General features: G+C 62.2%; 19 protein-coding genes. 3 read left to right on the top strand and 16 right to left on the bottom strand.

Features of this window, described 5'->3' with window-relative positions; translation table 11 throughout:
- Window positions 1-369: 369 nt before the first annotated feature.
- From BWR02_RS11425 to nifE, 12 genes are all read right to left on the bottom strand, one after another.
- Entirely contained in the window at window positions 370-906 is a 537-nt protein-coding gene (locus BWR02_RS11425) for a flavodoxin (protein ID WP_129883098.1), read from the bottom strand.
- A gap of 164 nt (window positions 907-1,070) precedes the next feature.
- Window positions 1,071-2,342, bottom strand: coding sequence for an ATP-dependent Clp protease ATP-binding subunit ClpX (clpX, locus tag BWR02_RS11420; RefSeq protein WP_139557903.1), 1,272 nt, complete (start codon window positions 2,340-2,342; stop codon window positions 1,071-1,073).
- A gap of 175 nt (window positions 2,343-2,517) precedes the next feature.
- On the bottom strand, window positions 2,518-3,639 hold the full coding sequence (gene ald / locus BWR02_RS11415) for an alanine dehydrogenase (RefSeq protein WP_139557902.1): 1,122 nt from the start codon (window positions 3,637-3,639) through the stop codon (window positions 2,518-2,520).
- On the bottom strand, window positions 3,639-4,037 hold the full coding sequence (apaG, locus tag BWR02_RS11410) for a Co2+/Mg2+ efflux facilitator ApaG/CorD (protein WP_407941068.1): 399 nt from the start codon (window positions 4,035-4,037) through the stop codon (window positions 3,639-3,641). Before apaG ends, ald begins: the two co-directional genes overlap by 1 nt.
- A 3-nt stretch (window positions 4,038-4,040) precedes the next feature.
- Window positions 4,041-5,063 (bottom strand): CAF17-like 4Fe-4S cluster assembly/insertion protein YgfZ, encoded by a 1,023-nt coding sequence (ygfZ, locus tag BWR02_RS11405; RefSeq protein WP_139557901.1) that lies wholly within the window; start codon window positions 5,061-5,063, stop codon window positions 4,041-4,043.
- Window positions 5,042-5,584, bottom strand: a complete 543-nt coding sequence (locus BWR02_RS11400; RefSeq protein WP_236102168.1) for a nitrogen fixation protein NifQ — start codon at window positions 5,582-5,584, stop codon at window positions 5,042-5,044. The genes ygfZ and BWR02_RS11400 overlap by 22 nt, the downstream gene beginning before the upstream one ends.
- 118 nt (window positions 5,585-5,702) lie before the next feature.
- Window positions 5,703-6,008 (bottom strand): ferredoxin III, nif-specific, encoded by a 306-nt coding sequence (fdxB, locus tag BWR02_RS11395; protein WP_129883092.1) that lies wholly within the window; start codon window positions 6,006-6,008, stop codon window positions 5,703-5,705.
- Window positions 6,009-6,020: 12 nt separating this feature from the next.
- A complete protein-coding gene (locus BWR02_RS11390; protein ID WP_129883091.1) occupies window positions 6,021-6,206 on the bottom strand; it encodes a CCE_0567 family metalloprotein in 186 nt (61 codons plus the stop codon).
- A 176-nt stretch (window positions 6,207-6,382) separates the two neighbouring features.
- Window positions 6,383-6,817 (bottom strand): NifX-associated nitrogen fixation protein, encoded by a 435-nt coding sequence (locus tag BWR02_RS11385; RefSeq protein WP_236102166.1) that lies wholly within the window; start codon window positions 6,815-6,817, stop codon window positions 6,383-6,385.
- A gap of 37 nt (window positions 6,818-6,854) precedes the next feature.
- Window positions 6,855-7,280 carry a nitrogen fixation protein NifX gene (nifX, locus tag BWR02_RS11380; RefSeq protein WP_139557898.1) on the bottom strand — a complete coding sequence of 142 codons (426 nt, stop codon included), beginning with the start codon at window positions 7,278-7,280 and terminating at the stop codon, window positions 6,855-6,857.
- A gap of 43 nt (window positions 7,281-7,323) precedes the next feature.
- Window positions 7,324-8,697, bottom strand: a complete 1,374-nt coding sequence (nifN, locus tag BWR02_RS11375; RefSeq protein WP_139557897.1) for a nitrogenase iron-molybdenum cofactor biosynthesis protein NifN — start codon at window positions 8,695-8,697, stop codon at window positions 7,324-7,326.
- A gap of 10 nt (window positions 8,698-8,707) precedes the next feature.
- On the bottom strand, window positions 8,708-10,396 hold the full coding sequence (gene nifE, locus BWR02_RS11370) for a nitrogenase iron-molybdenum cofactor biosynthesis protein NifE (RefSeq protein ID WP_139557896.1): 1,689 nt from the start codon (window positions 10,394-10,396) through the stop codon (window positions 8,708-8,710).
- Window positions 10,397-11,023: 627 nt separating this feature from the next.
- On the opposite strand from nifE, the gene BWR02_RS11365 reads away from it, so the two are divergent.
- Complete coding sequence (locus BWR02_RS11365) at window positions 11,024-11,296, top strand: AbrB/MazE/SpoVT family DNA-binding domain-containing protein (RefSeq protein WP_139557895.1); 273 nt, start codon at window positions 11,024-11,026, stop codon at window positions 11,294-11,296.
- Between the two features lie 213 nt (window positions 11,297-11,509).
- Here the strand turns inward: BWR02_RS11365 and BWR02_RS11360 are convergent, their stop codons facing one another.
- From BWR02_RS11360 to nifH, 4 genes are all read right to left on the bottom strand, one after another.
- A complete protein-coding gene (locus tag BWR02_RS11360; protein ID WP_129883080.1) occupies window positions 11,510-11,878 on the bottom strand; it encodes a 2Fe-2S iron-sulfur cluster-binding protein in 369 nt (122 codons plus the stop codon).
- Between the two features lie 94 nt (window positions 11,879-11,972).
- A complete protein-coding gene (gene nifK, locus BWR02_RS11355; protein WP_139557894.1) occupies window positions 11,973-13,532 on the bottom strand; it encodes a nitrogenase molybdenum-iron protein subunit beta in 1,560 nt (519 codons plus the stop codon).
- 114 nt (window positions 13,533-13,646) lie between these two features.
- Window positions 13,647-15,104, bottom strand: a complete 1,458-nt coding sequence (gene nifD / locus BWR02_RS11350) for a nitrogenase molybdenum-iron protein alpha chain (RefSeq protein ID WP_139557893.1) — start codon at window positions 15,102-15,104, stop codon at window positions 13,647-13,649.
- 103 nt (window positions 15,105-15,207) lie between these two features.
- Window positions 15,208-16,089 carry a nitrogenase iron protein gene (gene nifH / locus BWR02_RS11345; RefSeq protein ID WP_139557892.1) on the bottom strand — a complete coding sequence of 294 codons (882 nt, stop codon included), beginning with the start codon at window positions 16,087-16,089 and terminating at the stop codon, window positions 15,208-15,210.
- An 803-nt stretch (window positions 16,090-16,892) separates the two neighbouring features.
- Here nifH and BWR02_RS11340 point away from each other — a divergent pair.
- Together BWR02_RS11340 and BWR02_RS11335 are read left to right on the top strand one after the other, a co-directional pair.
- Window positions 16,893-17,318, top strand: coding sequence for a response regulator (locus BWR02_RS11340; RefSeq protein WP_139557891.1), 426 nt, complete (start codon window positions 16,893-16,895; stop codon window positions 17,316-17,318).
- A 22-nt stretch (window positions 17,319-17,340) separates the two neighbouring features.
- Window positions 17,341-17,772, top strand: a complete 432-nt coding sequence (locus BWR02_RS11335; RefSeq protein WP_139557890.1) for a group II truncated hemoglobin — start codon at window positions 17,341-17,343, stop codon at window positions 17,770-17,772.
- Window positions 17,773-17,784 lie beyond the last annotated feature (12 nt).

Genomic DNA, 17,784 nt, shown 5'->3' with positions numbered 1-17,784 from the left:
GGGTTCTCCCGGGAGTGACTACCCGAAACACGCAGCAAGCTTTGCGCCATCACCGGATGGCACCCGGTTTGTTTGCGTTCTCTCCGGATACCCCGCTTTTAAATCAATACCCTGCTGGCTCTGACCGAACCGCAGACGGGTCGTCGTCAGACGCGGACCGCCTGGCGCATTTACGACATTTCGAAGTGGTGCAGTCCGGGGATTGTCGGCTTCGTAACGTGCCGCGTACTTCGCTCTCGGCCGAAGGCAACGGCCCGAGGACACGACGCGCCAGTCGGGGGTGGAGGACCGAGGGCCTCGACGAACCCGCCCCGAATCGGAGGCGGGAGCGTCAGCCGCAGAAGACGCGTTTCGGGAAACCGGTCGCGACTAGGCGCCGGTCAGCGCAGGTGTGATCTCCTCGAGCCACGCGTCGAGGCGTTCGTCGGTCTGGTCGCTCTGATTTTCGTGGTCGATGACCAGGCCGACGAACTGGTCGTCGACGATGGAATTCGACTTTTCGAACGTGTAACCGTCGGTCGGCCAGAAACCGACCACCTTGGCGCCCGCGTCGATGACCGTGTCGTACAGGAAGATCATCGCGTCGACGAACTCATGGCCATACCCTTCCTGGTCGCCGAGTCCGAACAGCGCGACGACCTTGCCGCTCATGTCCTGTCCGGCCAGCTTCGGCAGGAATTCTTCCCAGCTTTCGTCGCTGGCGCCGGCGGACAAGCCCGGCAACTCCCCATCACCGAGCGTCGGCGTGCCGAGGATCAGCGCATCGTATTTGAGCAGGTCATCGACACTGGCTTTCTTGACATCCACGGGCGCGTCGGCCGCATCGCCGAGCTTCTTGGCGATGGATTTCGCGACACGGCGCGTGTTGCCGGTATCCGAACCGAAGAATATGCCTATCTTACCCATACCTATCTCCTCTCAAAAAAGCTTAAGGAAACTGTGTAGAACGATGGCGTATCGCCCGCTCTCCACCGGAAGAACCTCACTGCCGGACGATGACCTGCAGCCACTACCGGCCGCCGATCAACCGGCTCGCGCCGACACAGCGGCAATCCGGCAACCGCGCCGGCTCAGGCCGATGCGCACTGCGGCTCGTCACCCTCGAAAATCAGATAGGGCGCCACCTCGCCATCGACGACGCGCTGGTCGACGACGACCTTGCTGATACCCTCCATCGACGGAATCTCGTACATCGTGTCGAGCAGGGCCTGCTCGATGATCGTCCGCAAACCTCGCGCCCCGGTTCTGCGCTCCAGTGCGCGTTCGGCGATGCGCTGCAGCGCGCCCGGCAGAAAGTCCAGATCACAGCCTTCCAGTTCGAAAAGCTTGCGGTACTGCTTGGTCAGCGCGTTCCTGGGTTCGGTCAGGATCCGCACCAGCGCCGGCTGGTCGAGTTCCTCCAGCGTTGCGACGACCGGCAGCCGGCCGACGAATTCCGGTATCAAGCCGTAACGAATGAGGTCTTCCGCCTCGATCCCGGCCAGGATCTCCCCCAAGCTGAGGCGCTCATCGCGGCTTTTCACCTCGGCCGAGAAGCCGATGCCACCGCGCTCCGAGCGCTGGCGTATGGTCTTCTCCAGACCGGCGAAAGCGCCACCGCAAATGAACAGGATGTTCGCCGTGTTGACCTGGATGAGTTCCTGCTGCGGATGTTTGCGCCCTCCCTGCGGCGGCACCGACGCGACGGTGCCTTCGATCAACTTGAGCAGCGCCTGCTGTACGCCCTCGCCGGAAACGTCACGCGTGATGGAAGGGCTGTCCGACTTGCGCGCAATCTTGTCGATTTCGTCGATGTAGACGATGCTCGTCTCGGCCTTCTTGATATCGTAATCGCAGTTCAGCAGGATCTTCTGGATGATGCTTTCGACGTCGTCGCCAACGTAGCCGGCTTCGGTCAGCGTCGTGGCATCGGCAATCGTGAACGGCACGTCCAGTACGCGCGCCAGGGTTTCGGCCAGCAGTGTCTTGCCCGAGCCGGTCGGGCCGATCAGCAGGATGTTGCTCTTGGCCAGTTGCACGTCATCGCTGTCGGCCTGCAGATGCACCCGCTTGTAGTGGTTGTACACGGCAACCGCCAGGATCCGTTTCGCACGGTCCTGCCGGATGACGTACTCGTCCAGCACCTCCTTGATCTCGGCGGGCTTCGGCAGGTGCTGCATCGCTTCCGAAGCCTTCTGCTCCGAATCCTGGCGAATGATGTCGTTGCACAGTTCCACGCATTCGTCGCAGACGAACACCGCGGGCCCCGCGATCAGCTTATGGACCTGATGCTCGCTTTTTCCGCAAAAGGAGCAGTACAGCGACTTTCCGCCCGTTTCCTGCCCCGCTTTCTCATCACCCATCGCGTTGCCCCTTATCTGCCATATAAAGTACGGGTAGTTCTGCAGGCATGGCGCTCATCCGGCCGACAACGCTTCCCGGTTCAACAGTACTCGGTCGTTCGAACCGACGGAGCGGTCGATATGGCGTGCTCATCGGTTCGACGGCGGTGGCACGGGCTGCATCGCAGTCGTCGGGCTATGCAACCGAGTCGAGTTCGGGCGCAAACTCCCGATAGCGCTGCATCAGGCCCAGGGCTTTCGCCACCGGCAGGCAGGTCAGCGACCCCTGCCAGGTGTTCACCGCGCGCGCCAGCCGGGCATCTTCCGCCAGGAAATCCAGTCCCTTGTCGGCGAGCGCCGTGACGTAGGGCAAGGTGGCCGTGGTCAGTGCGATCGTCGAGGTGCGCGGATAGGCGCCGGGCATGTTCGTCACGCAGTAGTGGATCACGCCGTGGCGGACGTAAACCGGGTCGGAATGGGAGGTGGGCCGCGAGGTCTCGATACAACCGCCCTGATCGATGCTGACGTCGACCACGACCGCACCGGGACGCATCGAGCGGATCATGGCCTCGGTGATCACCGAGTCGGCCTTGGCGCCCTTCGTCAGCACGGCGCCGATCACCAGATCGGCATCGGCCACTCGCGCCGCGATGCGGCCGGGATCCGATATGAAGAAGTGGATGTCGTCCGCGATTTCGCGGCGCATCTGCAGACCCTTCTTGGTATCCAGGCCCGCCACCGCGACGTGGGCACCCAGGCCTCGGGCGGTGCGTGCGGCGTGCATGCCGACCACGCCATCCCCGACGATCAGCACCTGGCCATGCCGGACGCCCAGCACTTCGCCCAACTGGACGCCTCGTCCGCCATGGTGCCGGGCCAGGTATTGCACTCCAACCGTGACCGCCATGTTGCCGGCCACGGCGCTCATCGGCGCCAGCAGCGGCAGACGCCCGGCAGCATCCTCCAAGGTTTCGTAGGCGATCCCGGTCGTACCGGCCGCCAGCAACGCCTCGGTCAGGGTCGGCGTGACGCCGGCCAGATGAAGGTAGGTGAACAGCAACTGGTCGCGCAGATAGCCATATTCGGCCTCCATCGGTTCCTTGACCTTCACGACCAACTCGGCGGCCCAGGCCTCATCCACGGTTCCGATCGATGCACCGGCCGCACGATACTCGTCGTCCGCGAAGCCGGATCCCAGGCCGGCGCCCTGCTGCACCAGCACCTGGTGGCCCCGCCCGACGAGCGCGCGAGCCCCGTCCGGCGTCAAGGCAACCCGCCCTTCGCGATCCTTGATCTCTTGCGGTACGCCTATCCTCATTAGTGGAGTCCCCGCGGCTGCGCAAGACTGAAGAGGCTGATCGGCGCTTCGAACGGAATGCCGTCGTCGGCCATCAACTGATAGCTGCCCTGCATGCAGCCGACCGGTGTCTCTATCGTCGCGGCGCTGGTGTACTTGAAGGCCTGGCCCGGCATCAGATGCGGATGCTCCCCGACGACCCCCTCGCCGACGACCTCGACGGCCTTGCCGTTGCCGTCGGTGATGACCCAGCGCCGACCCAGCAGCTTGGCGGGCACGGTACCGGTGTTCTGCATCGTCACCGTGTAGGCGAAGGTGTAGCGGTTTGCTTCCGGCTGCGATTCCGATCCCAGATAGACCGTTTCGACTTCCACCGTCCATTCATGCGACTTCCGCCGCTTCGGCAGGTTTCCGGACACGCGTTAGCCCTCCATCGGCTGGTAACCCGGATCCGCGCCGCCAGTTGCTACGGTGAGCCGGGGCCCTTCCGCGCTCTGTAAACGGATATCGCCCTGCTCGAGCTGTTCGATGACCACGACGGCCAGGATGGCCGCCTGTCCTGGCCCGGCGGGCGCGGCGGCCAGCACCATGCCGATACTCTCCGAGGTGCCCGGGCCATAGAGCTTCGTGCCCGGTAACGGAACCGGATCGGCCGCGACCGTGGCCAAGACCATGCGGCGCTTGAGCTGCCCGCGGTAGTGCAGGCGCGCCACGACTTCCTGGCCCGGATAACAGCCTTTCTTGAAGGACAAGCCGCCAAGCGCTTCGAGATCCACCATTTGCGGGATGAACTCACCGCTGGTTTCCGGCAGCAGCAGCGGTATCCCGGCGAGGATATCGAGCAACGACCAGCCGGCATCGTCAATAGGCTGAACGGCGGGTAACCGCCCGGAGCACAGGGAGCCGAGCGCTCCCGCCGGTCCGATCGCCAGCCAGCGCGGCTGAGCGGTATGACCGAGGGCGACGACAGTGCATCCGTCCAGATCGAAAGTGCTGCCTCGCGCGGCGGCGGCGTCGATCCCGGCACTGCCCAGGGCGGCGGCCACGCCCGCACCGGACAGGCCGACGCGCGCCAGCGTATCGCTGGCATCGCTGATGGTCGCCTTGGTCCGCAGCAGGAACTGCTTCAGGCGGCTCACGGTCGTGGGCAGCAAGGCCATCGGCAGCAGCAGGTAGTAGCCGTCGCTGCGCATGAACAGCCAGAAGGTCGCCAGCATGCGCCCTTTGCCGTCGCACCAGCTCGTGAACTGTCCCAGCGTAGGCGAAACCAGTCGTACGTCGCCAGTGAAAAGGCTGCCCAGGAATTGTCCGGCTTCGGGACCTTCGACCGAAATCAGGCCGAAATGGGATAGATCGGCAAGCCCATCGCCGGCCGGCCCTGCGGCCACCGCGAGCACGGAAGCCGCATCACGCGATGGCATGTCTAGCGCCGTGTCGGCTGCCATGCGCCCTCCTCTTCCGGCCCGAAACACACCGCGTATTCGCTGCAATCCGCGCAACTCGGCGAGCGGCAGACGAAGGCGCCGTTCCGCTCGCAGAGCTGCTTGTAGAAGAACTTCTTCCAGCGCATGCCGCCGGTGTTGCGGGCGTACAAATCAGGGAAATGTGTCGCCAGCAGATCGGACAGGGACTGGCGGCTGGGCAGGCCCAGGTCCTGCCACAGATGGTCCTCGCCCATGCTGCAGGCCGTGACCGCATAAGCCAGCCAGCGCGTTTCGCGCCGGTCGTCGCGGCGGTAGCTCAGCAGCAGCGCGGCCAGATCGTCGAACTCGTCCAAGCCGCGGCTGACCTTTGCGTCCACCAGCGCAGCGCGCGCGGCAGACGGCAGATAGGCACTGCGCGCCCCGGGAAAATAAGCATCGAGCAGGGCACCGAATTCCGCTAGATCCAACCCGAAGCCATCCATGCCGGGCAGGCGGGACGAACTCCGTGCCATCTCGATCGCCGAGGCGAACGCGAGGGTCATGGGATCTCCCGGGTCCCGGGCATGCCTCAATAACGGGTCGTAGGTGAGATATTCGTTCGTGGCCAACAAGTGCGCGACTCCCCTGCGAACGTGAATGGACGGATCCGGCCCCGACGGCTCAAGCGGCGGCGGCCCCGTGCGTGTAGCACTGCTTCGGGCAAATCTTCGAGCAGGCCTCGCAGCCGACGCAGTTCTCGACGTGAGCGATCGACATCACCTTCTTGTCGTACTCATCATCGTCGTCATCGTCTCCGCTGAGGTGCACGACCTGACCGTCCTCGTCGATGCCGACCAGTTCCAGCACCTCGCGGCCGCAGACCTTGTAGCAGCGTCCACATCCGATGCACTTCTCCTGGTCGATTGCGTCGACGAACTGCGGGACCCAGACTTTCCCGCCGGGCAGCACTACACTGAACTCGCTCATCTTCGTTCGCTCCTAGGCGTTGGCCTTGCGAAATTCATCCAATAACCGGTACGCCTCGAAGGTCTTCTGAGCCAGCTCCGGGATCTTCTCCCACCCGGTAGGCAGGTCCTCGGCCAGATCGTGCAGATCCATCTTGAGGGCCGTCGCCTGGGCATTCAGCTTTTTCAGTTTGACCTTGAGGTCCTCTACTTCCGACATACCTAACCTCGCTGCGCTACTGTCTTGTCGCCAGGGGCCTGCTACAGGCCGCCCTGAGTGAAATCCAGGATTGACCAGAGCAGCACGTAAATCATCAGTGCCACGATCGCCCGCGGGGCGAAGATTTCAACTATTCGTTCTTTCATCTCTGCAATTACCCACTAAAGGCCCGTCCTTCAGCCGTAATTCGCTACATCCGGGTAGGTTTCGATCATCGTCAAGCCGGCCGCAACGGCCTTTTCGCCTTCTTCGGCCAGTTTCTCCATCGTCGGAAAGCCGAAGCGGTGCACGTCCCGCAGCTGCTTGTTCAGCACCACCAGGCGCCCGGCCAACAGGATCTGTCGGCCGAAGCCTTCATGCGACATCTTCATCATCGGCGACACCATGACGCCGCTGGCGCGCTCGATACACAGGCCGATCGCGTTGTAATACAGCTCCATCCGCCACAGCGTCTCGGGGTCCGGATCGCCGATGATCGGGATGGTCCTGCGCTTTTCCTTGTCGAGAATGTAGGGCTCGAGCAAGTCCTCGTCGCTCTTGCGCTCCCAGGTGCCGTGGGTGTCCTGGGCCCGCCACTGCTTGACCAGTTCCTTGATGAACACGGAGTCCATCGGCGACGTTTCCGCAGGGGTTTGTAGGGCAGCCGCTTCAGGCATGTTCCACCTCGTCTTCCTCATCAAAATCGAATGTTCGTTCCTCGCCCTTGTTGTCCTTGGCCAGGACCTTGCGCAGCCAGGGGGGCGGCGTACCCTTCAGGACCTGCTGCAATTTCTCCAGCAGATCGGTGATCGGCTCGGGTTGCGGCACCTTCATCGGATGGATCCCGAGTGCCACCACACGGGCCGCACCGGAGCCGCCGATGGCGGCGACATACAAAATCGCGCAGTCCTTGACGGCTTCCAGCTTGGGCGCGAGCTTGTCTTCGTTCCCGTCTTCCTGGAGGTCGCCCTCGAACTGGACGGCTTCCAGGAACTGGTAGCCGTCCGCCGACAATTCATAAATCGCGATGTTCTTGGCCCAGCCGAAGTGGGCGTCGACTCGCTGCAGGTCCTGCGTGGCAAAGGCGACTTTCATACTGCCTCCGAAAGGTTTTGTTTCGATCACCGGGTCGTTTGACTTAACCAGCCGCAAGCGCCGTCTCGCCAACATGCTCTGTATTCTCCGGAAGGGCCCACGTGTCGGGCTGCGGCTCATGTCCATCGGCCATGAACATGTTCGCAATCTCGAAAATCAGGTTGCGCGTGCCCCGATAGCCGACGATGGTCTGGTGCGCCGCGCCGAGCCGGTCGAACATCGGAATGCCGATGCGGTAGAACGGGATCGCCAGTCGTTCCGCCGCCTGCCGCCCGTGGGAATGGGTCATCAGCAGATCGCAGCCGCGCGCGCGGGCTTCGAGATCCTCCAGGTCGCCGATCAATACTTCCGCTGCCGGGACTTGCTCCAGCAGCGGCGAGGCCGTCGTGGTGACCGCACCCACGACTTCCGAACCCATCTCGGTGATCCACTGACTCAGTGTCCACAGCAGGTCCGGCTCGGCGCCGATCGCGATCTTCTTGCCGCCGAAATGGAAATGGCCGTCGAGCATTGCGTCGACCAGCTGGCTGCGCTGGCGCTTGATCTTGTTCGGCACCGGCCGCCCGCTGAGTTCGGCCAGCAGCGCGATCAGCCGGTCGTTGACCTCGAGCCCCGTGAGTCGGTCGAACAGCGTGAACGGCACACCGGTCCGCTGCTCCATCGCCTCGGCCGCCGGCTGCATCTGCTCGCCGATCGCGAGCGTATGGCAGGCGCTCCCCATCGCGGCGATCTCGTCCAGCGAAATGCCGCCCAGCGTCGTCGGCGTGAAATCGTCGGGCACGTGGCCGTCCAGCGAACCGGACAGATCGGGCAGGACGACCGCTTCCAGGCCAAAGCCCTCCAGAATGTCGCGCAGTTCGTCGATGTCGCCGGGCGTCAGGTGCGCGCCGGGCAGCACATTGATCCGGTCGCGCTCACGCGGTGCATCGGCCGGGGTCTCGGTGACGAGCTGATCGACCATGCGCGTGACCGTCTTGGCCCAGCCATCCTGGAACGCGTCCTTGAAATCGGGCGTGGACACATACACCAGCGCGATGTGGTCGAGTTCCGGGTGCCGGTCACGGACCAGCTTGAGGTAGCCTTCGACGTCGTCGCCCTTGGTCTCGGTGACGCCGGTGGACGAGATGCCGATGATGGACGGCTTCTGCCGTTTCGCGATCGTGATGATGGCCTGTTCGACGTTCTCGAAGCCGCCCAGCACGGTCGCGACCTCGCTCATGGCCGTCGTCTGCAGCGGAATCGCCTCCTTGAAGTGGCGCACGAACAGCACCAGCCCGAACGAGGTGCAGCCCTGCGAGCCGTGAAACAGCGGCATGCAGTTCTTGACCCCCATGAAGGCCAGCGCGCTGCCGATCGGCTGACTCATCTTCAGCGGGTTGACCGTGCAGGACTTCTTCGAAGTGGTGACGGTAGCCATGCGCGTCGCCTCAGGCGGCCTGTTGCGACTGGGCCGCCGCGGCTACGGCCTCGGGATTCCAGTGGTCCTGGGTTTGCAGGATCTTGTCGAGCTTGCCGATGCAACTGCCGCAGCCGGTGCCGGCCTGCGTCTGCTCGGAGACGGCCTCAACCGTCGTCAAGCCGCCGGCGACGATGGCATCCTCGATCGTGCCGCGCGCCACGCCCGCACACTGGCAGACGGTCGTCGCGCGGCGCTTCTCGGCTTTCCGGGCCGGGTCCGCCGCCAAAGCGGCCGCTTCAGCCGCGATGGCAGCGTCGGCCACCTCCTCCCAGGTCTGCTCTTCCCACGGCGCGCGCAGGCGCACCTGTTGCCAGACCGGATTCGACAGCGCCTTGTCGATCTCCTTGACCAGCGCCACCATGCCGACATAACCCATATAGGCGTGGTGCCGTTCCTGATTGATGTCCAGCCAGGGCATCTTGGCCTTCAGCGCGATGAACTGGGAGCGCCCACCCGACAGCATGATGTCGGCCTTCGCGTCCTTCAGCAGCTTGTACATTTCGCGCGGGCTCATGTCGTCGATCATGTGCGCGTCTTCGCCCATGATCTCCTTGATGCGCTCCTTGTCTTCCTTGGTCGATTTCTTGACGCTGGTGCCGACGACCTCTAGCCCGGCCTCCTGCAGCGCGGCCACGACGGACCAGGATTTCACGCCGCCGGTGATCAGCAGCACCTTCTTGCCGGCGAGCCGTTGCTTGTAATGCTCGATCCCGGCCCAGGCGCGCGCTTCCTCGCGGGCAATCAGGGCGTCGGTGCGATCCATCAACTCGGCCGGAGCCCCGCGCTCGATCAGCAGCCGGGCGATTTCGCGCAACGCTTCGCTGGTATCCTCGATGCCGTAGAAGGAACCCTCGAAGAACGGGATGTCGTAGCGCTCCTCCATCTTCCGGGCGATGTTGATCATCGACTTGGAGCACACCATCATCGCCGCCTTAGCGCGGTGGGACGAAGCCAGGTCGTGGTACTTCGCGTCACCTGAAATGCAGCACAGGATGCGGATGCCGAGTTCGTCGAGCAGCGGCTTCACCTGCCACAGTTCGCCGGACAGGTTGTATTCGCCGATGATGTTGATGTCGTACGGCGTCGTGTACTCGGGTTCCTCGGTGCCGATGACGTGGTCGAGGATGGCCTCGCCGGCCAGCTTGTTGCCGAGATTCTTCGGGCCAACGAAACCGGGCGAATTGATCGGGATGACCGGCTTGCCGAACTTCTTGCTGGCCGCCTTGCAGACCGCCTCGATGTCGTCGCCGATCATCGCCGGCACGCAGGTCTGGTAGACGAAGACCGCCGGCGGATCGTATTTGTCGATGATCTCCTTGACGGACTTGTACAACCGCTTCTCGCCGCCGAACACGACATCGGTTTCGTTGATGTCGGTCGTGAAGCTGGTGCGCCACAGGTTGGAGCCGGACGACTTAGAGCCGCGGTTGTCCCAGGAGTTGCCCTCGCAGGCGATGGGGCCGTGTACCAGATGCGCGACGTCCGTGACCGGCTGCAAGGCGATCTTGGCGCCGTCGAAGGCACAGCCCCCAGCCGCTCCGCCCGGCTGAAGCTGTTTGGTGCAGCCCTTCTTGCGCTCCTTCTCCGACTTGCCCTGGTTCTTGCCGCAACCGGGCTCGTTGAAAACTTCCTGGACCTTGCTCGATAAGCTGCTCATTCGGCACCTCTGGAACTCTTGCGTCATTCTAAGCAGAGCTCGTGCCACTCTTCTTTATCGCTGTTTTACTTGGGCGTTTTCCCTTTCTACAGCCATTCCAACTGTGAGGTAATGAACAAATGGCGGGGCGAATGTCAGGAAGCGGACAAGGGGCGGAGGAAGACGCGCAAGGGATCAGCACAGCGTATTCGCTGGGACTCCACCGGTTGCCGGAGCGGGTTGGGGCAGATATCGTGCGCACGGCGCACGAGATGCGCGGTGCGGTGGTGCTTTCCGGTTACCCCTGTCGCTACGCGACCCTTTCACATTATCGTGACAACCTCGCGTAGGTTGGATAAGGCGCAGCGCGCCGCATCCGGCAAACAGGCGGATCCATTCTTTCATCCCGGTGATCGCCGGATGCGCTGCGCCCTTCGGCTTCGCTAAGGGCGTGCTTATCCGGCCTACCCGTTGCCATGCTCGGGGGTGCCGCGCAGCCTGGACGTCAAGATGCGCTTCAGCAAGCCCCTTTGGCCCTCGGGCGATGGCCCTGAGCCCGGCCCAGCCAACCTCAGCGCGACATGCTGTCAATCCCCATCGCAAAGCCATACCATCCGGTCGGAGAGTCTTACTTTTCGCGAGAACGTCATGAGCACCAGGCTTACCCGGAAGGGACAAGTCACCATTCCGAAACGGATTCGCGACATGCTCGGTTTGCGGGCCGGCAGCCCGGTCGTCTTCAAGGTGACCGAAGACGGTCAAGTGCGGCTTGCGCCGGCCGAAACCCAGCAGCCTCCAAGCCGCTTCGCAACATTGCGTGGTGTGGCCACGGTAAAGATGAGCACCGACGAGATCATGGCCCTGACGCGTGGTGAACGCCAAGAGATCGACAAGGTCACTTCCGCGCTGGCCGGCTTGTAGGGGCAACTCATGGTGCCCCTACGGTGGTCCATTACCTTGGCGTTGCGAACGTTCAGCATGGATTCTTGGACCTGAAGGCGGGCTGAGGATTGATGGCTGACGGCAGGACGCACCGCATTGGACGCTCGCGACGCTGCAGTACAACGAAAAATGCCGGCAGCCCTTCGGCCGCCGGCATCCTGGTCCGCTAACTTGGACCGGGTTCGACTTCGACTAGACCACACCCGGCTCGCCGGAGAATTTCACCAGAATGTCTTCGTGCCGAACGATGAACTGGCAGGCCAGGCGGAACGGCGGCGGGCGGTCGTTGACCACCGCGTCTTCGATCTGCGCCTTGGTCAGCTTGCCGGCCGCCAGCAGGGTCGCCCGTTCCTTCTCGGTCAGGGATTGGGCCATGAACGGCTTGTCGGACAGTTCCTGCACTTCGATGACGCAGGAGCCGCATTCGCCGTCCTCGCATTCGAACGGCAGCGGGATCTTATGCTGCTTCGCGACTTTCAGCAGCGTGTGGGTATCCCCGGCGACCGCGTAGACCGTCAGGTCCTTCGGCATCAGGGGACTAGAAAAAGTGACGTTGCCCATTTTGGGTTCCTCGATGTTCGGGAGTGCACCGGAGCGTCCTGGGTCAGGGCGCTCCGGCTTGGACTATCCCGTTTTTACGGTGGGTGCGGTTGGTTTACCGGATGATGTCGAAGCTGTAGTCCGTCTTGGCCGGGACATTCGTGTTCGCATCGAAGGCATCGAAGATGCGGTCGAGGATCCAGACCAGGACGTTCAAGCCGCCCTGATAGCCCCACACCGGGTAGCGGTGCTTGTGGTGGCGATCGAAGATCGGGAAGCCGATACGGATCAGCGGGGTGCCGGTGTCACGCTCGAGGTACTTGCCGTAGGTGTTGCCGATCAGGAAATCGACCGGATCCGTGAACAGCAGCGAGCGCATGTGCCACAAGTCCTTGCCCGCGTAGACCTTGCAGTTCTTGCCGAACGGCGAGGAGTCGAACAGTTCCTGCATCTTCTTTTCCCAGGCCTTGCCACCGTTGGTCGCCAGGACATGGGTCGGCTCAGCGCCGAGCTCCAGCAGGAAAGCCGCCAGGCCGTAGCACAGGTCCGGATCGCCGTAGATGGCGAATTTCTGGCCGTGGATGTGAGCCGTGGAGTCGGCGATGGCATCCACCAGGCGGCCACGCTCCTTCTCCAGTTCAGCCGGGATGGGCTTGCCCGTCAAACGGGAGATTTCCATCAGGAACTTGTCGGTGCCGGCGACGCCGATCGGGTGATTCAGCGCAACCACTTCCTGGCCGTGCTCGGCGATGAAGGGCAGGGTCTTTTCGGTGCAGTATTCCTGCATCGAGATCGTCGCCTTGGCATTCAGCGCATTGGCCGTCTCTTCCAGCGTAGTGCCGCCGTCATACATGCGGAACTCACCGTCCGTCGGGGTATCCCAGACATCGCTGTTGTCACCGAGGATGGTGTAATCGATGTCGAACAGATTGAAGATCCGCTTGACTTCACGCAGGTTGCCGACGGTGTAGCCATCGAAGCCGCCGATGAAGTTGATCGACTCATTCGGCGTGCGCTCCAGCGCCGGCACCGTGCCCGCCTTGCCGTCCCAGAAGTGCTGGACGATGCCCTTCATGACATTGTCGTAACCGGTAATGTGGCTGCCCACGAACGCCGGGGTATGAGCGAACGGCACGTCGAATTCGGCCGGAATGCTGCCCTTTTCCTTCGAGGTCTTGATGAAGGCGTTCAAGTCGTCGCCGATGACCTCTGCCATGCAGGTGGTCGAAACCGCGATCATCTTCGGCTTGTACATGTTGTACGAGTTGGCCAGACCGTCGACCATATTGTTCAGACCGCCGAACACCGCCGCATCTTCGGTCATCGAAGACGACACACACGAGGTCGGCTCCTTGAAGTGACGGCTGAAGTGCGAACGGTAGTACGCGACGCAGCCTTGCGATCCGTGCACGAACGGCAGCGTGCTTTCGAAACCCACCGCGGCAAACACCGCACCCAGAGGCTGGCAGGCCTTGGCGGGATTGACGACCAGGGCTTCGCGGGCGAAGTTCTTTTCCTTGTACTCTTCGGTCTTCACCCATTCGCGAACTTCCGCCACCTGCTCGTCCGGCGGCATGAACTCGAACTCCTTGCGCTTCTTCGCAAACAAGTCGACGTATTCCGGCTCGCGGAACAGATTGAAGTGATCGAGGACCTTTTCTGCATTCTGGCTCATGGTTAATCTCCGATGTAGGGTGGTGGGTTATCGTGCAAGGGACAGGCTCCCACCGAGGCAGTGGCTGGTGGGTTGCGTTTCAAGTCGCTAACCCACCCTACATTTGCTTTCCGATCAGGCAGCTGTCTTCCAGGGTGTCTTGGCCAAACCCCAGACCGGGTTGTTGATGGCCATGTCCATATCCCGGGCGAAGATGGCAAAGCCGTCATAGCCGTGATACGGGCCCGAGTAATCCCAGGAGTGCATCTGGCGGAACGGCACGCCCATCTTCTGGAAGACGTACTTTTCCTTGATGCCGGAACCGACCAGATCGGGCTGGATCTTCTCGACGAACTTCTCGAACTCGAAGCCGGTCACGTCGTCGTAGATCAGCGTGCCGTCCTTGACGTAGTGAGTGGTCCGTTGGTAGTCGTCGTTGTGGCCGAACTCGTAGCCGGTGCCGACGATCTCCATGCCGAGATCCTCGTAAGCGCCGATCACGTGACGGGGACGCAGGCCGCCCACGTACAACATGACTTTCTTGCCTTCCAGGCGCGGGCGGTACTTGTCGATCACGGCCTGCATCAGCGGCTGATACTTGGCAATGACCTGCTCCGCCTTCTCCTTGATGGTGTCGTCGAAGTAGCTGGCGATGGTGCGCAGCGACTCGGCGATCTTGGTCGGCCCGAAGAAGTTGTATTCGACCCACGGCACACCGTACTTCTCTTCGAGGTGGCGCGAGATGTAGTTCATCGAACGGTAGCAGTGCAACACGTTCAGCTTCGCTTTCGGCGTGTTCTCGAGTTCCGCCAGCGAGCCGTCGCCGGACCATTGCGCGATCACGCGCAGGCCCATTTCTTCGAGCAGGATGCGTGAGGACCAGGCATCGCCGCCGATGTTGTAGTCGCCGATGATCGCGACGTCATACGGCGTGGTCTGGAATTCGGGGTGCTTGTCGCCCTTGTCGAAGATCCAGTCGCGCACCGCGTCGTTGGCGATGTGGTGACCCAGCGACTGCGACACACCGCGGAAGCCTTCGCAACGCACCGGCACGATGGTCTTGCCGGCGTATTCCTTCGACTTCTTCTTGGAAACGGCTTCGATATCGTCGCCAATGAGGCCGATGGGGCATTCGGACTGAACCGTGATGCCGTGATTCAGCGGAAACAGATCCTCGATCTCGTCGATGATCTTTTCCAGCTTCTTGTCACCGCCGAAGACGATGTCCTTCTCCTGGAAGTCGGAGGTGAACTGCATCGTCACGAAGGTATCCACACCGGTGGTGCCGATGTAATAGTTCCGGCGCGAGGCCCAGGAATACTGCCCGCAACCCACCGGGCCGTGGCTGATGTGGATCATGTCCTTGATCGGGCCCCAGACGACGCCCTTGGATCCGGCATACGCGCAACCACGGATGGTCATGACGCCCGGGATGGACTTGACGTTCGATTTGGTGCCGCAATCCGACTTGCCTTCCTCGTACTGGCCAAGATGCTTGGCGCGACGTTTTGCGGTCTTGTCGGGATAAACCTCGAGAACCTCTTTGATCAGTTCCCGGTTTCGTTCTTTAACTTGCTCAACGGTGAGGCTCATTTCACGCTCCTGTTTGGGTTTGGGAAGGAATGGCGCGGGATGCCGGCGGAGTCGGGCCTGAGGCGCGGCGTCGCAACGCCGGCCCCACGCCCCTCCCAGCCCCTTAGGCCGCCAGATCCGCCGCGGTCTTGCCGACCTGTGACTCGTCGATCGGCTTCATGATGCCGTGCTCCATCAGCAGATCTTCGAGCTCGTCCATCGTGATCGGCGTCGGGATCGTGCCGTTGCCCTTATTGGCGTGAATCTTCTGCGCCAACTGGCGGTACTCTTCGGCCTGCTTGCAGTCCGGCGCGTACTCGAGCACCGTCATGCGGCGGAGCTCGGCGTGCTGCACGATGTTGTCGCGCGGCACGAAGTGGATCAGCGTGGTGCCGAGCTTCTTGGCCAAGGATTCCGCGAGCTCGTATTCCTTGTCCGTCTGACGCTCGTTGCAGACCAACCCACCCAGGCGGACGCCGCCCGAATTGGCGTACTTCAGAATGCCCTTGGAAATGTTGTTGGCGGCATACATGGCCATCATCTCGCCGGACATCACGATGTAGATTTCCTGCGCCTTGTTCTCGCGGATCGGCATGGCGAACCCGCCGCAGACCACGTCGCCCAACACGTCGTAGGAGACGTAGTCGACGCCGTCATACGCACCTTCCTCTTCCAGGAAGTTGATGGAGGTGATGACGCCGCGGCCGGCGCAACCGACGCCCGGCTCGGGACCACCGGACTCGACGCAACGGATGTCGCGATAGCCGACCTTCATTACATCTTCGAGCTCCAGATCCTCGACGCTGCCGGCATCCGCCGCCAGGCTCAAGATGGTGTCCTGCGCCTTCGCGTGCAGAATGAGACGCGTCGAATCGGCTTTCGGGTCACAGCCGACGATCAGGATTTTCTGCCCCATTTCGGCCAGCGCGGCCAGCGTGTTCTGGGACGTGGTGGACTTGCCGATACCACCTTTGCCGTAGAAAGCGATTTGCCGTAAACCTGCCATGATTTTCTCCGGGAATAACTAAGGAAAAATACAGTCCGCTACTAGGCAGTATTCCGCCGCAAGATAACTTCCGGCCTAAGCACCAATGGGTCGCGCTTTCTATTTCTTCTTGTTGTCGCTACCGCTTTCGCGAATAGTGAATGCTGCTCGCTTTACCACAAAGCAATGGGCATGCCACCATAAATAATCCTCCTAACTTACTGTTTTTTAGGAGGCAAATTTTTGCATTACGGGTCGCAAAGGCTGCGACGGCAGTGTCATCAACCCAACAAAAACCCGAGCGTTTGTAAGGAACAAAACAAAGGCAGAGCACCGTGAAGACGGCATAGCCACAAGATTTAATTCTTTATTTACAGTGCCTTGCAACATTCGCGCGCGCGCGACTTATTGGCTCCTTAATTGCTTAATAAGGATCACGGGCAAGACCGGCCCGAAGTTAGGCAGGACTCGCGAGCAATACGGAAGCCGCCTCTAGATCGCCATGACGCCTCGGAGCGAGGGTCACGGCGGGAGATAGCGGCGCCCGGATACAAAGCCGGAGGCCTTGTATAGAGGTAACCATTCACCCTGCTGCCTTGTTGGGTAGTGGGCGCGGGCCGGGAGGGCGAGACCGTCTGCGGGAGGGAACCCCCAGCCGAGCCAGGGACGGATTCACGGCGTGTCTCGACCTCCCGGACCGCTCCCGCGAGGGGGCGTGAACGGTTACATATAGAGTCATGCTCGCTTCCTTATATAGAAAGGGGTGAACTTAGACGGGCCCGGTAACGGCCGCCTCATCAACCCAATGCAAGAGGGCATTGCTTATGCAGATCGGCGTGGATACCGAAAAGGCGCTGGATAACCGGCGGGTATTCGTCGTGCATGACGACGAAATCATCAGCGCAGCCTTGCAGTTCATGCTGCACGACGAAGTGGAAACACACGAATTGAGCAGCCTCGATGCGGCCTACGCGAAAGGCGTCGAGTGGAAACCCTCGGTATTGCTGCTCGGCGTCGGAATCGTCAAGGACAAGGGTGTCGATGTCCTGGACGAGGTCTGCACCCGTCTCGACGGCGTCAAGATCATCATCGTGGCCGACACCGCGGACGACCCGCTGGCCCGGGAATGTCTGAAGAAAGGCGCAAAATCGATCCTGGCCAAACCACTGACCATCGAAAACACCCGCCGCAAGGTGGACACGATGCTGGGTCGCCGCGTCGCGCTGGGTATCCCGGTCGTGACGATGTGAGCGGCCGACCGAGAGTCATCGCATGCCACCAAACCAACCGACCGCCCCGCAGCCCCTCGGCACGGCCGTCGCAGTGGCCGAGAACCCGCACTATCGCCTGCTGGGTGGAGAACCGGCCATACGCCGGCTCGTGGAACGGTTTTATCAACTGATGAGCGAACGCCCGCAGGCGCGTTCGATCCGCGACATGCACCCGCACGATCTGAGCCAGTCCCGCGAACGCCTGTTCCTGTTTCTGTCGGGTTGGCTAGGCGGGCCCCCGCTGTATACCGAGCGCTTTGGCCCGCCTCGGCTGCGGCGGTCGCATCTGGGCTTCCCCATCGACGAGGCTGCCCGCGACGCCTGGATGGACTGTATGACCCAGGCGCTGGAGGAACAGGTAACCGATCCGGCGCTACTGCGCCAGCTCAAGGAGTCCTTTTTCAAAACGGCTGATTTTCTTCGCAACCAGTAACTCAAGGAGCGT

Origin of the sequence: Methylotetracoccus oryzae (genome assembly GCF_006175985.1) — a bacterium.
GTDB lineage: Bacteria > Pseudomonadota > Gammaproteobacteria > Methylococcales > Methylococcaceae > Methylotetracoccus > Methylotetracoccus oryzae.
Note: the sequence above shows the minus strand (reverse complement) of the source record. Positions and strands in the feature narration are given on the sequence as shown.